General features: G+C 45.2%; 21 protein-coding genes and 2 tRNA genes. 14 read left to right on the top strand and 9 right to left on the bottom strand.

Going from position 1 to position 26,344, the window contains the following annotated elements; translation table 11 throughout:
- Positions 1-13 precede the first annotated feature (13 nt).
- A complete protein-coding gene (locus GVN20_RS08760; RefSeq protein WP_166557940.1) occupies positions 14-1,561 on the bottom strand; it encodes a S8 family serine peptidase in 1,548 nt (515 codons plus the stop codon).
- 85 nt (positions 1,562-1,646) lie between these two features.
- Here GVN20_RS08760 and GVN20_RS08755 point away from each other — a divergent pair, with 85 nt between their 5' ends.
- The 6 genes from GVN20_RS08755 to GVN20_RS08730 all read left to right on the top strand — a co-directional run bounded on the left by GVN20_RS08755 (position 1,647) and on the right by GVN20_RS08730 (position 9,235).
- Positions 1,647-3,032, top strand: a complete 1,386-nt coding sequence (locus GVN20_RS08755; protein ID WP_166557939.1) for an aminopeptidase P family protein — start codon at positions 1,647-1,649, stop codon at positions 3,030-3,032.
- Between the two features lie 108 nt (positions 3,033-3,140).
- Positions 3,141-4,430: an aminopeptidase P family protein gene (locus tag GVN20_RS08750; protein WP_166557938.1), complete on the top strand. Its 1,290-nt coding sequence runs from the start codon at positions 3,141-3,143 to the stop codon at positions 4,428-4,430.
- 62 nt (positions 4,431-4,492) lie between these two features.
- Positions 4,493-5,125: an MgtC/SapB family protein gene (locus GVN20_RS08745; protein ID WP_114065111.1), complete on the top strand. Its 633-nt coding sequence runs from the start codon at positions 4,493-4,495 to the stop codon at positions 5,123-5,125.
- A 201-nt stretch (positions 5,126-5,326) separates the two neighbouring features.
- A complete protein-coding gene (locus GVN20_RS08740) occupies positions 5,327-5,977 on the top strand; it encodes an NAD(P)H-binding protein (RefSeq protein WP_229599006.1) in 651 nt (216 codons plus the stop codon).
- A gap of 32 nt (positions 5,978-6,009) precedes the next feature.
- Positions 6,010-6,450: a GNAT family N-acetyltransferase gene (locus GVN20_RS08735; RefSeq protein ID WP_166557937.1), complete on the top strand. Its 441-nt coding sequence runs from the start codon at positions 6,010-6,012 to the stop codon at positions 6,448-6,450.
- Between the two features lie 43 nt (positions 6,451-6,493).
- Positions 6,494-9,235 carry an SUMF1/EgtB/PvdO family nonheme iron enzyme gene (locus GVN20_RS08730; RefSeq protein ID WP_166557936.1) on the top strand — a complete coding sequence of 914 codons (2,742 nt, stop codon included), beginning with the start codon at positions 6,494-6,496 and terminating at the stop codon, positions 9,233-9,235.
- On the opposite strand, the gene GVN20_RS08725 is transcribed toward GVN20_RS08730, so the two are convergent.
- Positions 9,232-9,636: a DUF4174 domain-containing protein gene (locus GVN20_RS08725; protein ID WP_166557935.1), complete on the bottom strand. Its 405-nt coding sequence runs from the start codon at positions 9,634-9,636 to the stop codon at positions 9,232-9,234. The genes GVN20_RS08730 and GVN20_RS08725 overlap by 4 nt on opposite strands.
- Before the next feature lie 175 nt (positions 9,637-9,811).
- Between GVN20_RS08725 and GVN20_RS08720 the strand changes: the two genes are divergently transcribed.
- On the top strand, positions 9,812-10,543 hold the full coding sequence (locus tag GVN20_RS08720; protein ID WP_166557934.1) for an NIPSNAP family protein: 732 nt from the start codon (positions 9,812-9,814) through the stop codon (positions 10,541-10,543).
- A gap of 141 nt (positions 10,544-10,684) precedes the next feature.
- A complete protein-coding gene (locus tag GVN20_RS08715; protein ID WP_166557933.1) occupies positions 10,685-11,548 on the top strand; it encodes a cytochrome c in 864 nt (287 codons plus the stop codon).
- Positions 11,549-11,551: 3 nt separating this feature from the next.
- Here the strand turns inward: GVN20_RS08715 and GVN20_RS08710 are convergent, their stop codons facing one another.
- From GVN20_RS08710 to GVN20_RS08700, 3 genes are all read right to left on the bottom strand, one after another.
- The gene (locus GVN20_RS08710; protein ID WP_166557932.1) at positions 11,552-12,415 is read right to left on the bottom strand and encodes an alpha-1,2-fucosyltransferase; all 864 of its coding nucleotides are present in this window, start codon (positions 12,413-12,415) and stop codon (positions 11,552-11,554) included.
- Positions 12,416-12,461: 46 nt separating this feature from the next.
- Positions 12,462-13,631, bottom strand: a complete 1,170-nt coding sequence (locus GVN20_RS08705) for a glycosyltransferase family 4 protein (protein ID WP_166557931.1) — start codon at positions 13,629-13,631, stop codon at positions 12,462-12,464.
- A 124-nt stretch (positions 13,632-13,755) separates the two neighbouring features.
- Entirely contained in the window at positions 13,756-15,564 is a 1,809-nt protein-coding gene (locus GVN20_RS08700; RefSeq protein ID WP_166557930.1) for a pseudouridine synthase, read from the bottom strand.
- A 211-nt stretch (positions 15,565-15,775) separates the two neighbouring features.
- On the opposite strand from GVN20_RS08700, the gene GVN20_RS08695 reads away from it, so the two are divergent.
- From GVN20_RS08695 to GVN20_RS08675, 5 genes are all read left to right on the top strand, one after another.
- The gene (locus GVN20_RS08695) at positions 15,776-17,746 is read left to right on the top strand and encodes an acetoacetate--CoA ligase (RefSeq protein WP_166557929.1); all 1,971 of its coding nucleotides are present in this window, start codon (positions 15,776-15,778) and stop codon (positions 17,744-17,746) included.
- A gap of 272 nt (positions 17,747-18,018) precedes the next feature.
- A complete protein-coding gene (gene hppD, locus GVN20_RS08690; RefSeq protein ID WP_166557928.1) occupies positions 18,019-19,152 on the top strand; it encodes a 4-hydroxyphenylpyruvate dioxygenase in 1,134 nt (377 codons plus the stop codon).
- A gap of 15 nt (positions 19,153-19,167) precedes the next feature.
- Entirely contained in the window at positions 19,168-19,896 is a 729-nt protein-coding gene (gene phhA / locus GVN20_RS08685; RefSeq protein ID WP_166557927.1) for a phenylalanine 4-monooxygenase, read from the top strand.
- A gap of 109 nt (positions 19,897-20,005) precedes the next feature.
- Positions 20,006-20,092: transfer RNA gene (locus tag GVN20_RS08680), tRNA-Ser, on the top strand.
- Positions 20,093-20,131: 39 nt separating this feature from the next.
- Positions 20,132-20,206: transfer RNA gene (locus tag GVN20_RS08675), tRNA-Pro, on the top strand.
- A gap of 139 nt (positions 20,207-20,345) precedes the next feature.
- Here the strand turns inward: GVN20_RS08675 and GVN20_RS08670 are convergent.
- From GVN20_RS08670 to GVN20_RS08660, 3 genes are all read right to left on the bottom strand, one after another.
- Positions 20,346-20,837, bottom strand: coding sequence for a GNAT family N-acetyltransferase (locus GVN20_RS08670; protein ID WP_166557926.1), 492 nt, complete (start codon positions 20,835-20,837; stop codon positions 20,346-20,348).
- Positions 20,838-20,934: 97 nt separating this feature from the next.
- Complete coding sequence (locus GVN20_RS08665) at positions 20,935-21,318, bottom strand: VOC family protein (protein ID WP_166557925.1); 384 nt, start codon at positions 21,316-21,318, stop codon at positions 20,935-20,937.
- Between the two features lie 6 nt (positions 21,319-21,324).
- Positions 21,325-21,822, bottom strand: a complete 498-nt coding sequence (locus tag GVN20_RS08660) for an AraC family transcriptional regulator (protein WP_166557924.1) — start codon at positions 21,820-21,822, stop codon at positions 21,325-21,327.
- 119 nt (positions 21,823-21,941) lie between these two features.
- On the opposite strand from GVN20_RS08660, the gene GVN20_RS08655 reads away from it, so the two are divergent.
- Positions 21,942-22,442: a pyridoxamine 5'-phosphate oxidase family protein gene (locus GVN20_RS08655; protein ID WP_166557923.1), complete on the top strand. Its 501-nt coding sequence runs from the start codon at positions 21,942-21,944 to the stop codon at positions 22,440-22,442.
- 67 nt (positions 22,443-22,509) lie between these two features.
- Here GVN20_RS08655 and metH read toward each other — a convergent pair whose 3' ends face one another.
- A complete protein-coding gene (metH, locus tag GVN20_RS08650) occupies positions 22,510-26,334 on the bottom strand; it encodes a methionine synthase (RefSeq protein ID WP_166557922.1) in 3,825 nt (1,274 codons plus the stop codon).
- Positions 26,335-26,344 lie beyond the last annotated feature (10 nt).

Raw genomic sequence — 26,344 nt, 5'->3', positions numbered from 1 at the left:
CAAATCAGACGTATTATTCCCAAACTATCTCAATTACTTCGCTTTTTAGGTCAATGGTGGTGTGAGTTTCACCTTCCTGCCGTTGAATCGTCAGTTGGCTGTCGCGGAGGCGTACTACCTCCTGTGTTAGCACATGCATTGAATTCTTTTTGTGGAAAACGGAAACCATATCGCTGGTTCCGGGCAGTTTGAGGGTGTGCGATGTGCCAGATGCTTTTATTTCCCGCGCGTAGGTGGTGCCAGATTCGGCAGGATTTTGGAGCAACGCCAATGCCCGCGAAGCCAACGGGACCCCGTAACCGACAAAATTATTTCCGTAGGGATACAAATGCGCTGATTTCTCAATGAGATTGATGAGTTGTTTGTTGGTCAATGTTGGATTGGCCTGCATCAAACACGCCGCAAAGCCCGTAATAACGGGTGCCGACAATGACGTGCCGTATAAAGAAAAACAGGAAACATTGGGCTTTAGATAAGGCAAAAACTCTGGTCCGATGCTGCTATAACCAATGCGGTTCCAATATCGCTGATTGGTAGCGCCGATGGCCAACACGCCTTGCGCGTCGGCGGGAGTGGAAATGATGCGCCAGCTTGGGTCGTCGCCTTCATTACCAGCGGATACGATTACTAAGATACCTTTTTTGTCGGCCGCCATTTGCGCCGCCTGACTGATGATGCTCGTTTTGCCATCCATTTGGTTGATTTGATAATTCTCGTTGGGATCGGTAAACCCTTGGGCGTAGCCCAATGAGGTATTAATCAAACGTACGCCAAGGCTGTCCATCCACTCCATTGCGGCTACCCAGTTGTCTTCCTCGCCGCGAAATTCGCGGGTTCCGTGGTCGGTGCGGGCAAGGTAAAATTGGGATTCGGTCGCTAAGCCGTTTTGGGCGCTTTCGGAACGATTGGCCCCCGAAATGGCGCTCATCACTTCGGTTCCGTGAAAGTCAGAGAAGGTTTCGGCAGTGGTGTAAAATTTATCAGAATACGTTAACGGTGGGTTAACATAGTCACGCTTATCCAAGATGGCTTTGCGGTCAAAAATGTGTTTTAGGAGATTATTGGTGGGAGCTTCCAGAAATCCCGCGTCAATGACGCCGATGGTGATTCCTTTTCCGTTCAGGCCCGCTTTTTTAAATTCGTCGGCTTGGACCTGCGTCATGACGGGGGCCATCGCAGAGCGGCGATTGGCCTGGGTTTTGGCAATGTAAAATTGGCCGTTGATGGGTTGTATTTTGCTGACAAAGGGAAGCGACTTAACGGCTTGCAATTGTTCAGCAGTAAGGCGAGCCGAAACAGCATTGAACCAGCGAGAAATGTTTATTGGTTGACAATCAGTTGTTTGTAGCTGATGAAGATATTCTTTCTTTATGGGCAAATCCGTTTCATCAAATAAAGTAAGCCCTTGCTGGAGACGATTTTGCAGCGTTTTTGGTGAAATTGCTGGCGCATCGGTCGTATTTTTATCTTTCAGAAAAATCCAGTACTTTGTCTGCGCCAAACAGCTATATGAAAAAGACAGCATCGCCACCGCCGCTATCGTCGTCCAAATTTTTTTCATCTTAAGTAAGTTAAGAAAACGTATGATTCCCTAAAATTGCTAAAAAATCACACAAAGTTCACAATTTTTTCACAAAAGAATACAAATGTTTTCAACTAATACCTACGCTTCGCGCCGCGCTAAACTCAAAAATCAGGTTTCAAGCGGTCTATTATTATTTTTAGGAAATGAAGAATCGGGGATGAATTATACCGATAATACCTATCATTTTCGACAAGACAGCACCTTTCTGTACTACTTTGGATTGGATAAAGTTGGACTGGCGGCCATTATCGACGCTGACTCGGGCGAGGAATGGATTGTGGGGGATGAAATTACGATGGATGAGGTGATTTGGGCGGGGCCGCAGCCTTCTTTGCAAGAACAGGCAGGGAGGGTAGGCGTGGCCAAAACTCTTCCGAAATCTGCCCTTGAAGCTACCCTCAAAGGCGCGCTAAGCGCGGGCCGTGCAGTACATTTTCTGCCGCCGTATCGTCCTGAGCATACCCTGAAACTTCATCACTTGACGGGCTGGTCGCTGGCCGAAATTCCCCAAAAAGCGTCATTGGAATTTATTATGGCGGTCATCAACCAACGTTCCTATAAAACGGATCACGAAATCATTGAGATGGATAAAGCCGTCAACATTTCGGGACAGATGCACCTAAATGCGATTCGCGCTACCCGTATTGGCAAATACGAATACGAGGTAGTAGGCACGGTACATGGCACGGCGAGGAGCGGGGGTGGGGATTTGGCATACCCCATTATTTTGTCGGTAGATGGGCAAACGCTCCACAATCATTATCATGGCAATCGCCTCGAAAGCGGCCGACTTGTGTTGGGTGATTTTGGGGCCGAAACGGCCACGTATTACGCAGGCGACATTACGCGCACGTGGCCCGTTGACAAAACATTTACCGAAAAACAAAAAGAAATTTATCAGATTGTACTGGACGCTAATATGAACGTTATCAATGCGTTGCGTCCAGGTGTGAAGTACCTTGATTGTCATTTGATTTCTTGGCGGACGGTGACTGAAGGTTTAAAAAACCTTGGTTTGCTGGAAGGAGATGTAGACGAAATGGTAGCGTTGGGCGTGCCAGCTCTTTTTATGCCCCATGGCGTTGGGCACATGATTGGGATGGATGTTCACGATATGGAAAATCTGGGCGAAAACTATATAGGTTACCGTGAGGGACTAGAACGTAGCAATTTGCTTGGTTTGAAGTCATTACGATTGGCCAAAGAACTCGAAGCGGGATTTGCGCTGACGATTGAGCCAGGTACTTATTTTATACCAGAACTGATTCAATTGTGGGAAAGCCAAGGGAAATTTAAGGAGTTCATCAAGTACGATAAGCTGAAATCCTATTTTGATTTTGGCGGGGTGCGAATTGAGGACAATTATGTGATTACGGCCGATGGTGCAAAATTGATTGGTGAGCCCATCCCCAAAACAATCGCCGAAATTGAAGGGTTAAGGTGTTAAAATTTAGTCTCTGTGAACTTCCTTTCCTCTGTGGTTAAATTAATTAAAACCACAGGAACACCTGCTGCAGAGGAACGAAGGTACACAGAGGAAATAAGCTATAAAAGAATGCGTTACGAACCGATAGATGTTCAGCTATTCATTCAAAATCGCCAACGTCTTTATAAGTTGTTGAAGCCCAAAAGCTTGGTGATTTTGAATGCCAATGACCCCATGCCAACCAATGCCGACGGAACCATGGGTTTTAAGCAAAATTCGGATTTGTTTTATCTATCAGGAATTGATCAAGAAGAAACCCTTCTGGTATTATTTCCCGATCACCCCGATCCTAAATTTCGAGAATTGCTTTTTTTGCGCGAAACAAATGAGCTTATTGCCGTGTGGGAAGGTGAAAAACTAACCAAAGCACAGGCAACGCAAGTGTCAGGTATTCAGCGGATTTATTGGACTCACCAGTTTGAATTGATATTTAGTCAGTTGATTTTTGAGGCCGACAATGTATACCTCAACACCAACGAACACGCCCGTAGCGACGCACAAGTTCAAACGCGGGATGCGCGCTACATTCGGGATTTTAAGGAAAGATATCCTTTGCACCGATTGGAACGGTTGGCGCCGCTGACTTATTATTTGCGCGCCGTGAAGCAACCGCAGGAGATTAATCAACTTCAAAAAGCCATTGACATCACCCGCGATGGATTTTTAAGGGTCTTGAATTTTGTCAAACCTGAGGTGTGGGAATACGAGATTGAGGCCGAGTTTATTCATGAATTTACCCGAAAGCGTTCTAAAGGCTTTGCGTACAGTCCCATCATTGCCTCGGGAAAAAATGCGTGCGTGCTACATTACATTGAAAACAATCGACAATGCAAAGCGGGAGATATTTTGCTGTTGGATGTAGCGGCCGAATACGCCAATTACAATGCCGATTTGACGCGTTCTATTCCCGTTAATGGTCGTTTTACACCGCGTCAGCGGGAGGTATACGATGCGGTATTGCGGGTAATGAAAGCTGCGCGGGGGATGCTCGTGACGGGTACAATGCCCGATGCGTATCAGGCAGAAGTGGCCAAAATCATGGAAAGTGAGTTGTTGGGCTTGGGGTTGTTGACCAAGCAGGACATTGAGAAACAAGACCCCGATTGGCCAGCTTACAAGAAGTATTTTATGCACGGAACTTCCCATTTGTTGGGGTTGGATGTTCACGATGTGGGGAGTCGCTACCGTGCTTTTGCGCCTGGCATGGTTTTTACGTGTGAACCCGGTATTTACATCAAAGAAGAGGGATTGGGGATTCGGCTCGAAAACAATATTTTGATTACTGCCGACGGAAACATTGACCTGATGGCACACATACCTATTGAAGCTGAGGAAATTGAAGAATTAATGAATCAATAAATTGGGGTAAATAATGATTTAAGAGGTACATAACTGATTATGAGGGAAAACCTCACATGAAAATGAGCTTTTTTTTTACTGAAGATATTATAAGACTATTGATTGCAGCGGGGTTAGGCGCGCTGATTGGGTTAGAACGTGAATACCATAGCAAATCGGCGGGGTTGCGAACAATGATGTTGATTGCCATTGGTTCGACGCTTTTTACGGTCATTTCAACCAAATTAGGGGGAGATGCGGGACGGATAGCCTCCAACATTGTAACGGGCATTGGCTTTATCGGCGGCGGCATTATCTTCCGGGAGAGCAACCGTGTTTCGGGTATTACAACGGCCGCCACGGCTTGGGCTACGGCGGCGTTGGGAATGTGCGTGGGTATCGGTTACTATGAAATCGCCTTGGCCTCGTCTATATTGGTACTTTTTGTGTTGTACGCGCTCGTTCCGATTCAAGACATCATAAATCGTCATAATCAGCTTCGTACCTACCGCATTGTTTGTAAGTATCAACAAAAAACGTTGAAAAATTACGAAAGCCTTTTCAAAGAATTGGGGCTAGATGCAAAACGCGGGGTGCAAAATCGGGTTGGTAACACCATCAGTGGGACATGGGCGATTCAGGGACCAGAGCGTAAACACGACAAACTAACCAAGCTTTTACTGAATGACGAAGAAGTATTAGAATTTGATTTCTAGGTCATGCACCGTTTAATAAATTATTGGGAGGATGCTTTTACAACTCCCTTTTTTTTTGCATTTTACTTCAATTGTTACCATAGGAATAAAATATAAACGCAAAGAATTTAGATAATTGACACGAATCCATATTAAATAGTAATAAAGAGAGTTGGTCAGATACAGCCTAATTATCGTCAGGAATGCCTAAACATTTATACAATGATGACCTCCGAAAAACGTAGTGCGTTAGTAATTGGAGCTACAGGTTTGGTAGGAGCGAAGGTGGTAGCAAAGCTATTGGCTTCTGAAAAATACAGTCATGTCAAAGTGCTGACACGTAAGCCTTTTACGGGTAGCCATCCCAAATTGGAAAGTATCATTTTTGATTTTGACCATCCAGATGCGGCACTTGTTGAAGCAGATGATATTTTTTGTTGTCTTGGGACCACCATGAAAAAAGCGGGGTCGAAAGAAGCTTTTTATCTGGTAGACTATACCTATCCCATTGAAGTCGCAAAAATAGCCTTGGCCAATGGTGCCAAACGTTTTGCCATTATTACGGCCATGGGCGCAGACTATACTTCTTTGTTTTATTACAATCAGGTCAAAGGAAAAGTGGAGGAATCGCTGCGAAAATTGGGTTATGAAACGCTACTTATTTTCCGCCCTTCCCTGTTGGTGGGTTCGCGTCAAGAGAGCCGTTTTGGCGAAAAAGCGGGCGAGTGGCTCTCAAAACTGTTTCAATTCATTATCCCTGCCAAATACCGAGCCATTGACGCAGATAAGGTGGCGGAAGCGATGGTTTCCATTACCTCCAGCAACGTCAAAGGAACGCTGGTGTATGAGTCTGACCTGATGCAAGAGTTTTGATGTAATCATAGATTCACTTTTATTTTACCGTTGTGTCTGCCACCATTAACATTCAACGAGCCGTCGAAAGCGACGTTATTACTGTCTACAATTTCCTTTGTGAGTTGGAAGAAGAGAAATTGGATTTTAACGCATTTCTCGAAATCTTCAACAGAAACCTAAAAAGCCCTGATTGTCATTATTTTATGGCTTTTGATAAGGCCAAATGCGTGGGTTACGCGAGTGTTCATACGCAGTGGTTACTCCATCATTGTGGTAAAGTAGGAGAGATTCAGGAAATGTTTGTGGTGGACAATTACCGCTCCAAAGGCGTAGGAAGTCTGCTGATTCAGGAATTAATGAACGTGGCTGAACGTGAAAATTTCAAAATTCTGGAAGTAACCGCCAATAAAAAACGGGTAGATACGCATCGTTTCTACGAAAGTAAAGGCTTGGAACCGACCCATTTTAAGTTTGTGAAAAAGTATGGGTAAACGCAAGGCTCTACGCATCTTTACACAAAAAAGTAAGTTGCTGATGAGACTATTGCTAACCGTCCTCTTTTTGCCTTTTTGTGCTATTGCTCAATGGCAGCCATCATTTGTAGAAAATCGTTTTTTACGCCTTGAGCAGTTGAAAACAAGCGATTCTACCATTCGTGCGTATCAATCGCTTCCGTTGTTTTCTTACGTCTTAAATGACAAATACGCTACGACTGAGCGCACGGTTTTTCAATCTGAAAACGAAAAACTGAATTTTGTCTTGGAGAATAAGCTAAATGTAACCTACCAAATCAAACCGTCAGATGGGTATACGGTGATTACCTTTACAAATACGTCAACCGACACATTAAGGCTTCGGAATGTCGTGCCACTCGGAGAGTCTAAATCACACGTATATATCACGGGGTTGGGAAATCATTCGTTGTCGCGGGCGCATTTGTTTCGACCTGGTTTTGCACCCGTCAATGTAATCTTGCCCGATAATGCGTGGGAGTTGGGATTTTCGGCCGTAAACATGGTCGACAAAAATACGTGTGCATTGATGCGGCGTGTCAAATGGGAAAATGCTACCCGCCGCCGTTTTGAGACCATTCTGCCGCCCAAAGGGAGCGTTACGTACCATCTTTGGCTAGAAACCTATACGGGAGATTGGCAGGAAGGACTACGGCAGATGTTCCAAAAAAGAAAGCTGTTTGACGTGGCTCAGTTTGATAATTATCTTTTTCAACGGCCTGATTTACAGTGGATTCGTAAGAGTTATGTCATTCATTTGATGATGGCTTGGGACCAGCGTTTTTCGTTGGGGGTAAAATGGGGGCAAGGAATCAACGATTTTATCAAACGCGGTAAAGTCCTCTACGGCGGCGACGATGTGCTTGGCATTTGGCCTACCTGGCCCACGCTAGGCTTAGACCAGCGGAATCAATTTGATTTGTTCAGCGACTTGCCTGGCGGGTTGCCGAACATTAAAAAAATGGGAAATGAGTTGCGGGCGCAAGGCACAAAATTGTTTTTGTGTTATAATCCGTGGGATGAATCTACCCGCGATGCCAACAATCCCAAAGCGCATCTGAAGGGACTTTCGGACCTCATCGCAGCTACTCAGGCCGACGGTGTGGTGCTCGACACGCGCGGTAGCAGCAGTAAAGAATTGCAAGAAGCCGCCGACCAAGTCAAAAAGGGCGTGGTGATGTACAGCGAAGGTATGGCGATACCGAAAGACATGCCAGGTATTGTGGCGGGGCGCGTTCATAATGCATTGTATTACCCGCCAATGCTGAATCTCAATAAATTTATCAAACCCGAATTTGCGATTTTTCGCGTAGCCGAGCAGTACAAAGAGCGTATTCGTCGAGAATTTGCCACGAGTTTTTTCAACGGCTATGGCACGGAATTGAACGTTTTTCAGGCGGGCACACCCGACTGGGTCGAAGAAGATTACCGCTTTTTAGGTCAAACCACCCGTATTTTGCGGGAAAACAGCTCGGTATTTTTAAACACTAATTACACGCCGCTTATCCCAACAACCCGCGACGGAATTTTTGTAAATAAATGGCAGGATTCTACCAAAATACTTTACACGATTTTTAGCCTAATTCCCGAAGGGTTTAGAGGGCCATTGTTTGAAGTACAACCCCGAAAAGGCTATCATTTTGTGGATTTATGGAATCATCGCGAACTAACCCCCGTATTTCAGGGCGGCAAATGGTATGTCGAAGTCGAAACAGAGCCCTTTCATAAAAAATATTTGGGAACAAATAATGAAGGTGCAGTAGGGTGTGTGGCAGAAATGAAGGAAGCATTTGGTTTGACAAATGACTTGTGGTGTTCTGGTGAACTTCTTCCAAATTATAATGTAACAATATGGAAAGGAAATCCCATGTACGTTAAAAAGCCAATTGTAACAAATTATGGTTGTGTTCTTAGTGATTTAGAAGAACTAAGGTACTATGAGGGTAAAATTGTTGTGCAGGTTTTTGATAAAAATAAGCAGGAACTCATAGAAGAATCCATTTTGGAGCTACAGGCTGGCAGTGTTAGGGTTGATGCAAAAAAAATAAAGTTTTTACCTCCTAGTGCCCATCATGAAGCAAAATCTATTCTAAGTGGCACTCCAAACAACGAGCTTCAAATCCCTGCGGGCCGCTATCGTCACATTACTACGCACGGAGATGTGTTTTTGCCCTATCCTGAAAAGGACACCACAATGCATGAAATCAGCGCTTTTTTGATGGATAAAAAATTAGTTTCTAACACCGATTTTAAGAAATTTCTGACCTCCACTCGCTACAAGCCCAAAGATGCCGCCAACTTCCTGAAGCACTGGAAAAACGGGCAAATCCCCAAAGGTGAAGAAAACAAACCGGTGGTGTATGTATCTCTCGAAGATGCCAGAGCATATGCAAAATGGGCAGGTAAGCGCCTACCCACGGAGAAAGAATGGCAATATGCGGCAGAAAAAGATTCGTTGGCAAAAACGTCGGCAAGGTTTCAAACCGTAGACAGGTCCGCCGGTGCGGCTCAGTCCCTGCCGGCTGGTCCGCCAGTGGGGTTAAAAGATTTACAAGGCGTAGTTTGGCAATTAACCAACGATGAATATCAAGCAGGCCAATACCGCTACATCATGCTTAAAGGGGGGAGTTATTTTAAGCCTGAGTCGAGTTGGTGGTATGTGCAGGGCGGCCCGCAACCGTTTACGCATCAGCAGATTTTACTGCGGGTTTCCGAGGGTTTTGAGCGCAATGCGACCGTGGGTTTTCGGTGCGTGAGGGATTAATTCTTTCCCGTCTCAGCACGCCGCATCGGCATCGAATCAATGAGTCCGAAAAGCTGCTCTGGCTTCACGGGCTTATTGCTGACGAGTTTGATTTCGCCATCTTTGCCAATCAACCAAAAACAAAAATGGTTGGGTGTGTACTTAAACCTTTCTTTCAAATGAAGGGCATCGTCGGCCGATAAATTGGCTTCGACGCAGTCAATCACACGTAAATCACGCTCCATAACCTCCTTACCAACCTCGCTCAGCCACTTTTTTTGCAGTTTAAATTCGGCATCCGAAGCCTTGGGACAGTACACTACCACGACACGATTTTTCCACACCATTTTTTCCAATTGTTTTTCGAGGGAGTCTTGGAAATTGAAACAAACAGCACAGATGATGAGAATTAATGCGTTCATTTTTGAAGATTTTATGGTTTACGAATCATTTTTTACGCTTTACATGGCGCAGTTTTTTCTAGGGCGGCCAACTTACAATGAAAACAAAAAAGAAATAATGAGAAAACTTGCTTTGCCTAACATAGAACTCAACACGCTGTGTCTTTTATAAGTGCAAATAAACCAATAAGCTGTTATGTTTAAACAAATTCTTTCCATTATGCTTCTTTTTGCCGCTACGTTGACGGCCACTGCCCAGGATACCCGCTGCTATGAAACCCGCATTTATTACACCCACCCGGGCCGATTAGAGGCATTATTGACCCGTTTTCGTGACCATACAACCAAAATTTTTGAAAAACACGGCATGACAAACGTAGGGTATTGGGTGCCTTTACACGAGGAAAACAAACTTATTTATGTGCTGTCTTACCCCGACCGCGCCGCTCGCGATGCTTCATGGAAGGCTTTCGGTTCAGACCCTGAATGGAAAAAAGTACAATCTGAATCGGAAGTAAGCGGAAAAATTGTGGCCAAAGTAGAAAGTATTTTTATGGACGCAACCGATTTTTCACCCAAAATCAAGTCATCTAAGAGTAAAAAAGAGCGGGTGTTTGAGTTGCGGACTTACACTACCAACACGGGTAAATTGCCCGATTTGTTGACCCGTTTTCGTGACCATACTCTCAAATTGTTTAAAAAACACGGCATGACCAACGTCGCTTACTGGACGGTAACTGGAAAAGACGATACGCTGATTTACATTTTGGCGCATCCTAGCGAAGAAGCTGGTAAAAAAGCGTTTGATGCTTTTCGTGCTGACCCAGTATGGATAAAGGCCCGCGACGAATCAGAGAAAAATGGAAAACTTGCCGCCAAGGTGGAGTCTGTCTATATGAAGGCAACAGACTTCTCTACGATAAAATAATTGTGTCGTTGAGGGTGCTGTTGGGCCTGAGTACCCAACGCTTCGGTTTCTCAAAAACTTGTGTGCTTTCGGTTTCGAGAAACCGAAGCGACAGTTTTGAGAAACCGTCGTCACACTGTGCCACCAAAACCCATACATTCAATGAAAACTATACTCGCTGCTTTGGGATTAGGGATTGCTTTTGTAAGTTGTACCCATTCTCAAACATCTGATAATCAATCTAAAACTCTAGATTCAACGGCGGTAGATAGTGTGGTTGTTTTAGCCCCCCCAAAAGATTCTTTGAGTGTATATTTGCCCGACATTAAAGTCTCTTTGCCCGAAGCCCAAACGGTGGTAGTGAAGGAAGATCCCGTGTTTTTCAAATCAAAATCGTATAAAGCGATTCCCCTGCAGGTGGTATTGGATAAATTCATTCCCGCTTATAAGCGTTTAGACCTCAAGCAGACGCAAATTGTGTTTGAATGCGAAGATGGGTATAATCCTTCGATGTCGTTGGAGAAAGTGTTGCAAAAAAAGTCGTATTTGGCCATTTCTGATGTGGAAGCGCCTGCGGGTCAAGACTGGATAAATCCCAAAAAAGGCGACCATGAAATGAAAATAGCCCCGTTTTACGTGGTTTATACCGATGTACCTGCCAAAGATGTGACTTACAAATGGCCTTATAATTTGGTCAAAATAAGCTTGTCGGCGGCTTCCAAAGAATTGGCGGTACTGTTTCCCAAAGACGACGACACGCAGGTAAAAGGGTTTGAATTATTTAAAGTAAACTGCCTGACTTGCCACTCGCTCAATAAAGTAGGCGGAAAAATGGGTCCTGAACTTAATTATCCCAAAAGTATTACGGAATATTGGCAGGTAGACCAAATCAAACAATTTGTCAAAGCCCCGACTTCTTTCCGTAATGAGTGTAAAATGCCCGCCCTAACGCACTTGTCCGACAAAGAGTTGGATGAGATCGTTAACTATTTGAAGTACATGGCCAAACACAAAGTCAAAGTATAGGATTCAGAGACGAATCCAGGATTCTGGCAATAAATCTTTGGTATCAAATCGCTCCGTAGAAAACCATTTCTGCGGAGCGATTACTATTTTATCAGGGTGCGGATTCAGCCACGCGCCCCACCAACTAAAGGTGCTGTTGGCAATGATATGATGCTGACACGAGGCCATGAGTAACAAATCTTCTTGCGCCGAATTTCCCACAACATATTGCGTTGAAAAGTCAAAATGTATATTGGCTTTTGCCCATTCGATGTCGTCAGAGAATACAAAAAAAACAGGATTTGAAATCCGTTTTGTTAAGTATTCCATTGCTGTTTGGTAATAAAGTGCTTCGCACGGTTTTAGATAACGATTTGATTTTGAGGTTTTTGTGTAGTCTCCTCGTCGAATATGGACACTTACCGAAACGCATTGATTAATGGACTGTTTGAAGGTTTGATATTGATTCGTGAATGAAATAATAGGTTTTAAATCTTCACGAATAAGGTCTGCAATTTCTGCAAAATACTTCTCCGACTGCCAATAACCATCCAAATACACACCGTCTAGAAGCGATAAAACGGGCTGATAAAAATGAAAATGAGGCTCCTTGAAATAATAAATTGGCATAAAACCGATTTTGCGGATAACGCGTTGGAAAATATGGTTAGGCTCCCCTGCCAGTAGCTTAATTTCGTCTTTATTGGCTTGCGCTGCCCTAATTTTGAAGGTATCCAACGCTAAGGTTCGAGTGGTTCCACCAGAGGGTTGGGAGAAAGTGGACGTGTCCATTTTCAATTCTGTGTGGTTGACAATCGATAGATGACGCCCGAGGGCGTATTGGAAAAGTTGATTGCCTAAACCGCCGCTAAGTTTTACAATAATCATCTTTTTTTGTGTATTGGCTAAGTTGATTACGGTTGATTTTCAGCACTTAAGTGTTTTTTTGAGTATTATTTGGGGCAGAAGATAGCTGTTGAATCAATGATTGATAAGACTTAGCAATTAAATCCCAATGGTAGATGGTTAAAGCCGCTGTTTTTCCTTTATTACCGAAATTTTGCCTCGGAGATGGGTTTCTTAAGAGCTGTGTCAGTAACAACTTAAACTCATTCTTATCCTTAAAACACAAGCTGCCTGCCAAGGTCGAAACGGCTCCTACATCTCGGCATAAGAATGGTAGGCCAACGGCCATTGCGTCTAGTAAGACCAACGGTTGAACTTCGGTAAATGTAGCCGACACGAATAGGGTGGCTGCACAATAAGCCGCGTGAATATCTTCGAGAGGTAATTTTTCAAACAAGAAAATATTGGTGTTTAAACGCTCACCGATGGCTTTTTTTAAGTGATTAGAGTAGTCGTTAAAATGACTACCAATCAATACCAAAATCGTATCCTTTGGAGAAATCTCAATAAACCACTTAATGAGCTCACGTTGGCCTTTCTCCCTGCTAAAATTGCCGACGCAAAGCAGCATTCTCGCTTTCTTTAACCCAAATTTTACCCAAAAATCAGTGTTTGATTGCTGAAAAAAACTAGGATGAGCCCCGTTGGGAATAATGCTAAAGTTATGAAGACCAAGTCGCTTTGCTTGGATAACATCAAAGAGGCGTTGTCTATCTGGTTTCTCACTCAAAAAGACATAATAATCAAACGCGGTAAGTTTCTTAGAAAACTGCCAAGCTGCTGGACGATTGCGGAGCCAACGCAGCCAGCCTTTGATACCCGGATACCGCAGGTGAATCGTTGTGCCGTGGCTTACCAGTACTTTTTTACCTTGAATTTGGTTCAGAATCGGAAGGGCTAACTCAGATACCCAGCTTTCCCAACAATGAAAAAAAAGAACGTCGAAGTTGGATTCTTTCAGAAATTGTTGGTAGGTTTTACCCACCTCTATTTCATCAAATTTGGGTAAACGGCTGGGAGATAGGGGTAAGGCGATAACCTCAAAAGGAACGCCGTACGGTTGTTCAGAAACTTGGGTGACTACCGTGATACTATATCCCAAACGATGTAGTCCCATAGCCTGTTGATAGGCGGCTTGTGCTATACCGTGTGTTTCTGGATAGAAACCAAAACTGGCGATTAAAATTTTAAGAGACAAAGTAGGTTAAAGAAAGGGTTCTTTAACAATGACTTAAAAACTGCAATAAAGTGACATGTAAAACAATAAAAAAAATCCTCCTCTGCTACTTGCCGAGGAGGATTTGAAACGATGATTGAATCGACTATAATTTATATCTCAATTTAACCACTTCGCGCTCGTTAAGGAAGCGCCATTTGCCTCGTGGAAGTTCTTTCTTGGTCAAACCTCCATACACGGTGCGGTCTAGTTTGAGTACTTCGTAGCCCAAACTTTCAAAAATACGACGCACGATGCGGTTGCGGCCGCTGTGGATTTCGATACCTACCACCATGGCGTCGGGGGTAACGATTGCTAAATCATCCGGTTTGATGGGGCCATCTTCCAAGTCGAAACCTGCTTTGATTTTGTCAAAATCTTCCTGAGTAATAGGCTTATCCAATTCTACTTGGTAGATTTTCTGAATTTCGTTTGAAGGGTGCATTAGCTTTTCGGCCAATTCTCCGTCGTTTGTAAGCAGTAATAGGCCAGTTGTGTTACGGTCTAAACGTCCTACTGGATAGACGCGCTCCTTGCAAGCCCCCGCAATCAGCTCCATCACCGTATGGCGGCCTTCTGGGTCGTCGGTGGTGGTGATGTAATCTTTTGGTTTGTTGACAAGGATATACACCATTTTCTCAGGATTCAACACGCGGTTGCCGTATTTGACTACTTCACCAGGATTGACCTGATGGCCCATTTCGGTAATCACTTTTCCGTTGATGGTAATTTGTCCTGACTCGATCAATCCATCGGCTTCGCGGCGTGAGCAAAGCCCAGCGTTGGCGATGTATTTGTTGAGACGGATTTGACCATCATCGTTTTTGGGCTGAATTTTCTTGGCGTAACGCTGTTCGGCCTGACTGAAATCATAGCGAGGAGCGTCTTTAAATTCTCCTACCCGACGCTGCTCGGCATCACGGGCGCGGTCACGTCTTTCATTTTCGTCCGATTTTTCGTTGGTACGCGGACGTTTATTTGGTCTATCAAAAGAGCGTTTTTCGCCGTCAAAAGTGCCACCGTTGTCGCGAGGCGTTCTTTCGAAAGGTTTTTCAAACGGCTTCTTGAAGGCTGGGCGTTCGTTGCGGTCATCGCGTCTCTCAAAAGGCTTATCGAAATTCCGTTTTTCACGGTCGTAAGGACGCTCACTGCGGTCATCGCGTCTTTCAAAAGGCTTATCGAAATTCCGTTTTTCACGGTCGTAAGGGCGTTCGTTGCGGTCATCGCGTCTTTCAAAAGGCTTATCGAAGTTCCGTTTTTCACGGTCATAAGGACGCTCACTGCGTTCGTCGCGTCTTTCAAATGGCTTATCGAAATTTCTTTCTCCGCGTGGTTTAAAATCGCCTCTGTTTTCAAATGGTTTCTTGAAGGCGGGTCTTTCGCCGCGCTCTGGGCGGTCACCGCGCTTTTCAAAAGGTTTGTCGAAATTCCGTTTTTCGCGTTCATACGGCTTATCTGAACCTGTGCCGCGTTTTTCAAAAGGCTTATCAAAGCTTCTTTCTCCGCGTGGTTTAAAATCGCCTTTATTCTCAAATGGTTTTTTGAAGGCAGGTCTTTCGCCGCGCTCTGGGCGGTCACCGCGTTTTTCAAAAGGTTTGTCGAAGTTCCGTTTTTCACGGTCGTAGGGCTTGTCTGAACCCGAACCACGTTTTTCAAAAGGCTTGTCAAAGCTTCTTTCTCCGCGTGGTTTGAACTCTCCTTTTTTGTCGAAAGGTTTATCAAACGGTTTTTTGAAGGCGGGTTTGTCGCCGCTGCGTTTTTGGTCAAAAGGCTTGTCAAAAGATCTTTCGCTGCGGCCGCGGGGTGATTTTTTCTCAAATGGCTTGTCAAAAGATTTGTCGGACGAAGTGGTCGAGTCCTTTTTGTACTTGCTGTAAAAAGGCGTATTGCCCGGTGTTTTGTTGTCTTTTTTCATTGGGCTTGCAGTATCACTACTGTAAATAAGAAGTTATGTAAACGATTATTTGGTAAATGCTGATTTTGGCGAAATTGCCTGATAATCAGCTATACAAAGGTACTGAATTTTAATCGAAGATGTTTTTTTAACCTAAATATATCTCAAAAAAATGATTTTGGTCGTTTAATCAAAAATCCATCCGAATCCTCATAACTTTTATATACACGTAATGCTGGACCTTGCCCCCGTTAAACCGTTATGGACGCCATCTCGTTCGTTCATGGAACAATCCAATCTCAAAAAGTTTCAAAATTGGCTGTTTGTTAAAAAAGGATTGTACTTCAAAAATTACCATGACTTATGGGATTGGTCGGTCACTGATTTGGATGATTTTTGGGAAAGTGTATGGCAATTTTGTGAGGTAAAATCACACAGCCTGTATTTTGAAGTGCTGATTCGACAAAATAGGGACTTTATCGGAACCAAGTGGTTTAGAGGGGCCACGGTCAATTATGCCGAGCATATTTTCCGCCATAAAAACCCAGCTCGCCCTGCCATTATGTTTCAATCGGAGCAAGAACCGCTCAAAGAACTTTCTTGGCGCGAACTGGAAAAACAGGTAGGAGCAGTGGCGGCTTATTTGCGTCAATCAGGCGTTGTTGCGGGCGACAGAGTGGTGGCAGTGTTGCCCAATGGCCCGCAGGCGGTTGTGGCTTTTTTAGCGACCAATTCGCTCGGGGCGGTTTGGTCGAGTTGCTCACCAGATTTCGGGACGACCGGGATTTTAGACCGTTTTCAACAGATTGAACCCAAGGTGCTGATTGTCGCCGATGGCTATACGTACAACGGAAAAGGTTTTGATAAGCTCCCAGCCATGCGACAGCTCATCGGTCAGTTGCCTACCCTCAAACGCACGGTTTTGGTTCCGTACCTAAATTCCGAGGCACAGCTGCCAAAAACGGATAGTTGGAAGGATGTGTTAAAAACGCCCTTCTCGACCCTTGAATTTACGCCCGTTGTTTTTGACCATCCTTTGTGGGTGGTTTACTCGTCTGGCACTACGGGCAAGCCCAAAGCCATTACCCACAGCGTAGGTGGCTGCTTGTTAGAACACTTGAAAGCCCTTACAATCCATCAAAATGTCAAGCCTGGCGACCGTTATTTTTGGTATTCAACCACGGGTTGGATGATGTGGAATTTTTCGGTGGCTTCTATGTTGGCAGGGGCCACGCTGGTGCTTTATGAAGGGGCCGTTCAATATCCTACCATGAATGTTTTGTGGGATTTGGCCGAAAAAGCAAAAATCAATCATTTTGGTGGCGGTGCGGCTTTTTATCTGGCATGTATGAAAGCGGGCGTGAGTTTGCAAGGGTATAAATTTAACCAACTCCAAAGCATTGGTTCCACAGGCTCTCCGTTGCCTCCCGAAGCTTTTGAATGGATTTATCAACATGTCAAAAAGGATGTTTGGCTCATTTCTCTCAGCGGAGGTACCGATATTTGTAGCGCCTTCGTGGGCGGTTGTCCTACTTTGCCTGTGTACTCGGGCGAAATCCAGTGCCGGTTGTTAGGCTGTAAATTGGAGGCATTTGACGAGGCGGGTAATCCTGTCCAGAATGAACTTGGTGAAATGGTCATCACCCAGCCGATGCCTTCCATGCCTATTTATTTTTGGAACGACAAAGATAACCAACGTTACCGAGCCAGCTATTTTGAGAATTACCCCAACATTTGGCGGCACGGCGATTGGATAAAAATCAATGATAGGGGCGGAATTATCATCTACGGGCGCTCCGACGCCACCCTCAACCGTGACGGAGTGCGCATTGGCACGGGTGAAATTTACAGCGCCGTGGAGAGCGTACCCGAAGTAACGGATAGTTTGGTGGTTTGTTTGGAACAGACGGGTGGAAAATACTTCATGCCGTTGTTTGTGGTTCTGGCTCAAGGTCAAGAATTGACCGATGATTTAAAGAAAAAAATCAATCTGCAACTCCGTTCTCAATTTAGCCCGCGCCACGTCCCTGATGCTATTTATGAACTTTCTGAAGTGCCTTACACCATCAGTGGAAAAAAAATGGAAGCTCCCGTCAAAAAGATTTTGATGGGCACTGACCCCGCCAAGGCTGCCAGCCGCGATACCATGCGAAATCCTCAAGCGCTGGATTTTTTTGCGCAATTTAATCGCGCACAGGTGTAAAGTGACCGTAACCCTCATTTTGGTTTGGTGACCACAATGCACTTCCTTTTGGTGTCTTCTTTCGATGTGTTATAATTTCTTCGGCTCCTGCATCTTTTTTGTAGGGGCCAATTTTTTGTTTTCACTACTGGCTATCTTACCTAAATCTCTTACTACTTTTCTGAGTTTAGCAATAATTTTCCATGAAATCTTGCAAATGATATTAATTGTCTATAAAATTGTAAGCAAAATAATAATTAGTAAAACAAATGTATCTAAGCTAATATACATTCATGGACACACTCATTTCAGATATTGAAGTTTCATCGACCGAAACTGCCGATTTTTTACCTCTCAACGGCACTGATTATATAGAATTGTACGTAGGCAACGCTCGGCAGTCAGCCCACTATTTTCAGACGGCTTTCGGTTTTCAACCTTTGGCCCACGCAGGACTTGAAACGGGCTTGCGCGACCGTGAATCGTATGTGGTGCAGCAGGGTAAAATACGGCTGATGCTTACCTCTCCGTTGGTCGGTCGGACGGCTATTGGCCAGCACATCGATACCCACGGTGACGGGGTGAGAGTCGTTGCGCTATGGGTAGACGATGCCGTTTATTCTTTTGAACAGACCGTCAGCCGTGGGGCCAAACCTTACTTTGAGCCAGTTGTTGAAGAGGATGCTTTTGGTAAAGTAGTGCGCTCGGGTATTCATACCTACGGAGATACGGTTCATGTTTTTGTAGAGCGCAAAGCTTATAATGGTGTCTTTTTGCCTGGATTTAAGCCGTGGAAACCTACGTATTGTCCGTCCGAAACTGGGTTAAAATTTGTGGATCACATGGTCGGAAATGTAGGCTGGAACGAAATGTTGCCGTGGGTAGATTTTTATGCCAACGTCATGGGATTCAATCAGCTGGTGTCGTTTGATGACAAAGATATTTCGACCGATTATACCGCCCTGATGAGCAAGGTGATGAGCAACGGAAACGGTCGCATCAAATTTCCCATCAACGAACCCGCCGAGGGGAAGAAAAAATCGCAGGTAGAGGAATATTTGGATTTTTATGGCGGTGCGGGAATTCAACACATTGCCGTCGCCACAGACGACATCATCCATACCGTTAACGAGTTGCAAAGTCGCGGGGTAGAATTTTTGCCGATACCGAGCGCCTATTACGATGATTTACTCAGTCGGGTTGGGCATATTGATGAAGATTTGGCACCGTTGCGCGAACTGGGTATTTTGGTTGACCGAGACGAAGAAGGCTATTTGCTCCAAATTTTCACGAAGCCCATCATGCCACGCCCTACGTTGTTTTTTGAAATCATTCAGCGCAAAGGGGCTAAATCGTTTGGGAAAGGTAATTTTAAGGCTTTGTTTGAAGCAATCGAACGGGAACAAGAACTGCGTGGAACGCTTTAATCAATCTTAATAGCCATGAACCAGTCCTATCAAAAATACACCGCCGCCGACCACGAAATGTGGCGGAAGCTGTTCGACCGTCAGATGGCACAGTTGCCTGCTATTGCAAGCAGGGCCTACTTGGAAGGAATTGAAAAAGTAGGATTCGTTGCGGAGCATATCCCTAATTTCACGACCGAAACCAATCCGCGCCTGCAAGCCCTAACGGGGTGGTCTGTAGAAGTAGTGCCGGGATTGATTCCTCACCGAGAATTTTTTGAATTTCTGGCCCATCGTCGCTTTCCTGCTTCAACCTGGTTAAGAAAACCCGACCAACTGGAGTATTTGGAAGAGCCAGATATGTTTCATGATACTTTTGGCCATGTGCCTTTGCTGACCAATCAGGCTTTTTGTGATTTTATGGGCGATTTGAGCAGGGTAGCTCTGCGATTTATGGACGTGCCAGAGGCTATTGCTCAAATCGGGCGCCTGTATTGGTACACGGTAGAGTTTGGGCTAATCAAAGAAGAGGGTCAAACTAAGATTTACGGAGGTGGGATATTATCATCGGCGGGCGAAAGTGAGTATTGTTTAAGCGATGCAATTCCTAAATATCCGTTTGATGTTCGTACGCTTTTAAACACTTCCTACCACATTGACCATTATCAAGACCATTATTTTGTAATAAATTCTTACGAACAGTTGTATCGCTCTGTCCCTGATATTGAGGAGATTCTAGCTGAAACGTACTTGGCAGTCGGATAAAATGTGAAGATTTTTGGAAAAATATTTGTTTAAAAGTACGCTAAACCGCTATATTTGCGGCTCAATAAACAAAAGACGTCACAATCATTTGTTCATTGTTCAGCCTCCCGGAGAGATGGGTGAGTGGCTGAAACCAGCAGTTTGCTAAACTGCCGTACTCGCAAGGGTACCGAGGGTTCGAATCCCTCTCCCTCCGCAGACTTTGAGAGAGACCTAAAAATCTCTCTCAAAAAATCGGGATGTAGCGTAGTCCGGTCATCGCGCCTGGTTTGGGACCAGGAGGTCGCAAGTTCGAATCTTGCCATCCCGACAAAAAAGCCTTCCATTTGGAAGGTTTTTTTTATGCAGGGCCGATAGGTGTTTCCTTTAAAATTTACTGTTTTTATCGTATTGCTTATGCTTTCTATTGGTCGAGGAAGATGTTGATGCGTCGTATGATTTTTTTTCGTTTATGACAACATCAACTGCATAAATATCAACTCGAGCCATTTGCCAAATTTGTACCCTACGTCTCGCATTCTCCCTACTTCGTGAAATCCAAGTTGTTGATGGAAATGATAACTCCCTGCGTTGGAGGCATCAATACCCGCAATCATGGTGTGATAACCGTCTTTTTTAGCGCGCTCAATCAGGGTAGACAGCAGTTGCGTTCCAATGCCTCGTCCTTGAAAATCTTGGTGGACGTAAATGGAATTCTCGACGCTGAATTTGTAAGCGTCGCAAGTCCTGAATGTATCGAAAGAACTGTATGCTACCACCTTCGTGTTCGTTTCACATACAAAAACGGGCATCTTATTTGATTGTTTTTTGATAAGCCACTGTCGAATGGTTGCTTCAGTGTGTACTTCATAGGCATACATTGAAGTAGTGTTGAGAATGGCCTCATTCATAATGTCCAAAATAGCCCTTAAATCCTTGGATTGCGCCTCTCTGATTAGCATGGTAGAAATGGGATGTATGTAATATCAACTTTTCTCCGACTTGGAAAGTTATCAAAACTTTCCAAGTCAGCTTTAAAAAAGTGTTCCAAGGCTACCTTTATACCTGAAAAATCTGAATGTGATTGCCGCAGGTATCGTCAAATACCGCCAGCATGGCACCTCCCATGCGGGTGGGCTTCATGCTAAAAACGACCCCTGCTTTGTCCAGTCGCTCGTACTCTTTTGTAACGTCGTCAACGTGGAATGCCGTCAGCGGAATCCCAGCTTCATACAGTGCTTTTTGATAGATTTTGGCGGGGGGGAAACCCATAGGTTCGAGGACTAATTCGACGCCGTTTTGTTCTTCGCTAGATACCACCGTCAGCCATTTGTGTTCACCCATCGGGATTTCCGTTTTCTTCACAAAGCCCAACACGCCAGTATAAAAATGCAGGGCCTTTGCTTGGTCATCTACAAGGATACTTGTAAGTTTTATTTTCATTGTGTTTTAGTTAGAGGAAGCACAAAGATCGGTATTGGTGCGAGGTTGGATGTCTTGAAAATTGCTTTTTTTTAACGAGAGAAAATAAGGTAAAAATCGCAAAGAAGATTGTGTAATGGGTTGAGGGTAAGCGTATTGCCTTCGGTAGGTGCTGGGTGTAACGTTTGTGTAACGTTTGAAAAGTCCTTTGAATGAACTTACACTGTCGAAGCCAACTGCAAAACAAACTTCCGAAATGGTTATGTCGGTTTTTAGTAATTGTTTAGCTTGTTCAATTCGGACCTCGGTCAGGTATTGGTGAGGGGTTTTTCCGTAAATGAGTTTGAAAAGTCGTAAAAAATGAAATTTAGAAAAGTAGGCTTCTTGTGCGATGTCTTGTAGGACGATTGGGTTGTGGAAGTGGCTATCTATGAATTCTTTTCCTCTGATAACCTGCTTGCATAAATAGTCTTTCGGAAAGGATTTTTCCCGAATTGAGATAAATTGTTGCTGATAATAGGTCATTTTGAGTGGAAAGGTTTGCCCAAATTTAGCCGTTTTTTGGAAATGAACAGTGTTCAAAGTTATGGCACATTTCTTTTACAGGAATGAAGAAAATGTTCAATTTTTTAAACAGCAAAGTCATGGAAAATTCAAAAGAGACTACCAAGACCAAGGGTGAATTCAAAGAAATGGTGAAAGACATTCGGGTAGCAATGCTTTGCACGCACAGCGCCGATGGTCACATTCATAGTCGCCCGATGGGTACAACTGAAGTAGACGAAGAGGGGAATATTTGGTTTTTTACGCGTGAATCATCGCCCAAAACCGAGGAAATTGAAGATAACCCTGATGTATGTGTCTGCTATTCAGCCCCAGATGACAATACCTACGTAAGCGTCATGGGTACGGCAAAGCTTATACATGACCCTCAAAAAATAGAAAGACTTTGGCATCCACTCATTAAAGTATGGTTTCCCGAAGGAAAAGACGACCCTGAGTTATTATTAATCAAAATTGATACGCATTCAGCGGAATATTGGGACAGCTCTTCCAATAAAATGGTGGTTTTGTTCAATATGGCCAAAGCCCTTGTAACGGGGAAAGAATACAGTGAAGGTGAATACGGAAAAATCAATTTATAAGATTTTAAACGAATAACGCACGAGGCCAGCCTCGTGCGTTATTCGTTTAAAATATGTATCGACGTGATTAGTCATAGTTTAAGACGGGCGAAAGCCATTTTTCAGCTTCTTCGAGCGACATACCTTTGCGAGTGGCGTAGTCTTGCACTTGGTCTTTAGCGATTTTTCCGAGAGCAAAATACCGAGAATCAGGATGGGCAAAATACCACCCGCTGACCGAACTGGCTGGGTACATGGCGTAGCTTTCGGTGAGTTGAATACCCACCTGTGCTTCGGCATCGAGCAAATCAAACAGTGCGCGTTTTTCGGTGTGCTCGGGGCAAGCAGGATAGCCTGGCGCGGGGCGAATGCCCTGGTATTTTTCCGAGATTAATTCTTCGTTGGAAAGCGCCTCGTCTTTCACATAACCCCAAAATTCTTTGCGGACGCGCTCGTGCATCAACTCGGTAAAAGCTTCTGCCAAACGGTCGGCTACGGCTTTGACCATGATGCTGTTATAATCGTCGTGGTCGGCTTCGTATTTTTCTAGCAATGCTTCAATACCAATGCCCGCCGAGACGGCAAAGGCGCCGATATAGTCGGTTTTGTGGATGGTTGAGGGCATGATATAATCCGAAAGACACAGATTAGGCAAATTAGCAGCCTTTTGGTTTTGCTGACGGAGGTGATGCAGTACGGTTTGTTGTAGAGACTCCACATTCTGCGTTTCTGCGGGTACAACGCGGTATTCAGTCCGTTTTTGTTGGCCCTGTCCCGCAAAACTTACTTCCACTTCTTCAAAATCATGCAATACGATGTCGTCACCGACGGAGTTGGCAGGATAAAACCCAATGACGGCGTTGGCTTTCAGGGATTTATTCTTGATAATATCGGCCAACATTGCCTTGGCGTCGTTGTATAGTTTCTTTGCTTCGTTTCCTACGACGGCATCGTCAAATATTTTGGGGTATTTGCCGTGCAACTGCCAAGTTTGGAAGAAAGGCGTCCAGTCGATGTATTTGGCAATGTCTTCCAGTGGATAATCGTAGAAATATTTATTACCCAAAAATTTGGGTTTGGTAGGAGTGAAGGCTTCCCAGTCGATTTTGGTTTTATTGGCCCTTGCCGCTTCAATCGTCACGGCTTCTTTGGCCTGCTGCCGCTTCGCGTGGTCTTCGCGGAGTTTGGCGTATTCTTTCTTGATGTCGGCCAGTGCTTCGGCGTATGTTTGTTCGTTTTGGGTCAATTTTCCAGCTACTGGCACTGCACGGCTCGCATCCAATACGTGAATCACGGGACCACTGTAATGCGGGTCTATCTTTACGGCCGTGTGAATGCGTGAAGTAGTAGCACCGCCAATCAGCAACGGCACTTTAAAACCCTGACGTTCCATTTCTTTGGCCACGCCCACCATCTCGTCGAGCGAAGGCGTAATTAGGCCCGAAAGCCCGATGATGTCTACGTTGTGTTCTTTGGCGGCGGCCAAAATCTTATCAGTTGGCACCATCACACCAAGGTCAATGATTTCGTAGTTGTTACAACCTAAAACCACACCGACGATGTTTTTACCAATGTCGTGAACGTCGCCTTTGACCGTTGCCAATAAAATTTTGGAAATCCCTGACTCCGTTGCTGACGGGAAGGCGAGTTTTTCTTCTTCAATGAAAGGCAGCAGATAGGCTACGGCCTTTTTCATTACACGCGCCGATTTTACCACTTGGGGCAAAAACATTTTTCCTTCTCCAAACAAATCACCCACCACGTTCATGCCGTCCATGAGTGGCCCTTCGATTACGTGCAGCGGTTTTTCTACCGTTTGACGGGCTTCTTCTACGTCTTGGTCGATATACTCGGTCAATCCTTTGATAAGCGCGTGTTCGAGGCGTTTGGCTACGGGCTGGTCGCGCCATGCCGTATCAATGACCTGTTCTTTGCCTTTAGATTTGACAGTTTCGGCAAAGGCCAGCATTCGTTCGGTCGCGTCGGGGCGACGGTTTAGGATGAGGTCTTCGCAGTGTTCGAGCATATCTTTGGGCAGGTCGTCATAAACGCCCAACTGTCCCGCATTCACGATACCCATGTCCATACCTGCTTTGATGGCGTGGTACAAAAACACGGTGTGAATAGCTTCGCGTACGGGCTCATTGCCTCTGAACGAAAACGACACGTTGGAAACCCCACCGCTTACTTTGGCGTAGGGCAAATGCTCTTTTATCCAGCGGGTCGCGTTGATGAAGTCTACCGCGTAGTTGTTATGTTCTTCCATCCCCGTACCGACGGTCAGGATGTTGGGGTCAAAAATGATGTCCTGTGGAGGGAAACCTACTTTGTTGACCAAAATCCAATACGCCCGTTCGCAAATTTCGAGGCGACGCTCGTAGTTGTCGGCCTGACCTATTTCGTCAAAGGCCATAACCACCACGGAAGCCCCGTAGCGACGTACTTTTTCGGCCTGCTGAATAAATTTTTCTTCGCCTTCTTTGAGGGAGATGGAGTTGACAATAGCTTTGCCTTGCAAACACTTCAAACCCGCTTCGATTACCTCCCATTTTGACGAATCGACCATAAACGGCACGCGGGCAATGTCGGGCTCGGCCATGAGCAGGTTACAGAATTTGGTCATGGCCTGTACTCCGTCAATCATCCCTTCGTCCATGTTGATGTCGAGTACCTGTGCCCCCGTATCTACTTGTTCGCGGGCTACGGCGATGGCCGCGTCGTAGTTGCCTTCGCGCACCAAGCGGGCAAATTTCTTGGAACCCGTCACGTTACAGCGCTCGCCGATGTTTACGAAATTGGTCTCTTTCGTGATTTTGAGCGGCTCTAGCCCCGACAATTTTTGAATATGGTCGTCTGCCGGAATGTCACGTGGTTCGTATTTGGCGGCTACGTCGGCAATGGCTTTGATGTGTGGTGGGGTGGTTCCGCAGCAACCACCGATAATATTAATGAACCGATTTTGCAGAAAGTCATCAATGATAACGGCCATCTGCTCAGGCGTTTGGTCGTATTCTCCCATTTCGTTGGGCAAGCCCGCGTTGGGGTGTGCCGACGTGTAAAATGGGGCTTGCGTGGCCAAGGTTTGCACGTAAGGGCGCATCAAATCGGCCCCCAAAGCGCAGTTCAAACCAATGGAAAGCAAAGGCATGTGCGACACCGACGTCAGGAATGCTTCGGTGGTTTGGCCCGAAAGCGTGCGGCCTGAGGCATCGGTAATGGTGCCCGATACCATGATGGGCAACTGGGTTTTTGTCGTATTGACCGACGGTGGTTGGAACGCCCCTCTGATGGGCCGCAACGTTCCTTTTTTGACATCGTCAAAATATAAATCAATGGCGTACAGCGCGGCTTTGGCGTTGAGTGTGTCAAAAATGGTTTCGACCAACAACACATCCGCACCGCCGTCGGTGAGTGCCTGTACCTGCTCGTAGTAAGCATCGACCAGTTCATCGAACGTTACGGCGCGGTAGCCTGGGTCGTTGACATCGGGCGAAAGGGAAGCCGTGCGGTTGGTGGGTCCGATAGAGCCTGCTACAAAACGGGGTTTGTCGGGATTGAGGGCGGTGTACTTGTCACACGCCTCCCGCGTCAAGCGAGCCGATTCGTAATTGAGCTCGTACACCAAGTCTTCCATGTGGTAGTCGGCCATGGCGATGGTTGTACCGCTGAAGGTATTGGTTTCGATGATATCGGCTCCTGCTTCGAGGTAGGCTTCGTGGATTTCCTGAATCACGTCGGGGCGGGTCAATGACAATAAATCGTTGTTGCCTTTAAGTTCGTGTGGAAAGTCTTTGAAGCGTTTGCCGCGGTAATCTTCGTCGGTCAATTTATAGCGTTGAATCATCGAGCCCATCGCGCCGTCGAGCACAAGGATACGAGATTTTAAAATTTCCTGAATGTCGGGGTTTTGCATGTTGCTACTA

Origin of the sequence: Runella sp. CRIBMP, from assembly GCF_009905605.1 — a bacterium.
In the GTDB taxonomy this organism is placed as follows: Bacteria; Bacteroidota; Bacteroidia; order Cytophagales; family Spirosomataceae; genus Runella.
The sequence above is the reverse complement of the archived record's forward strand: the minus strand, read 5'-3'. Positions and strand labels throughout refer to the sequence as shown.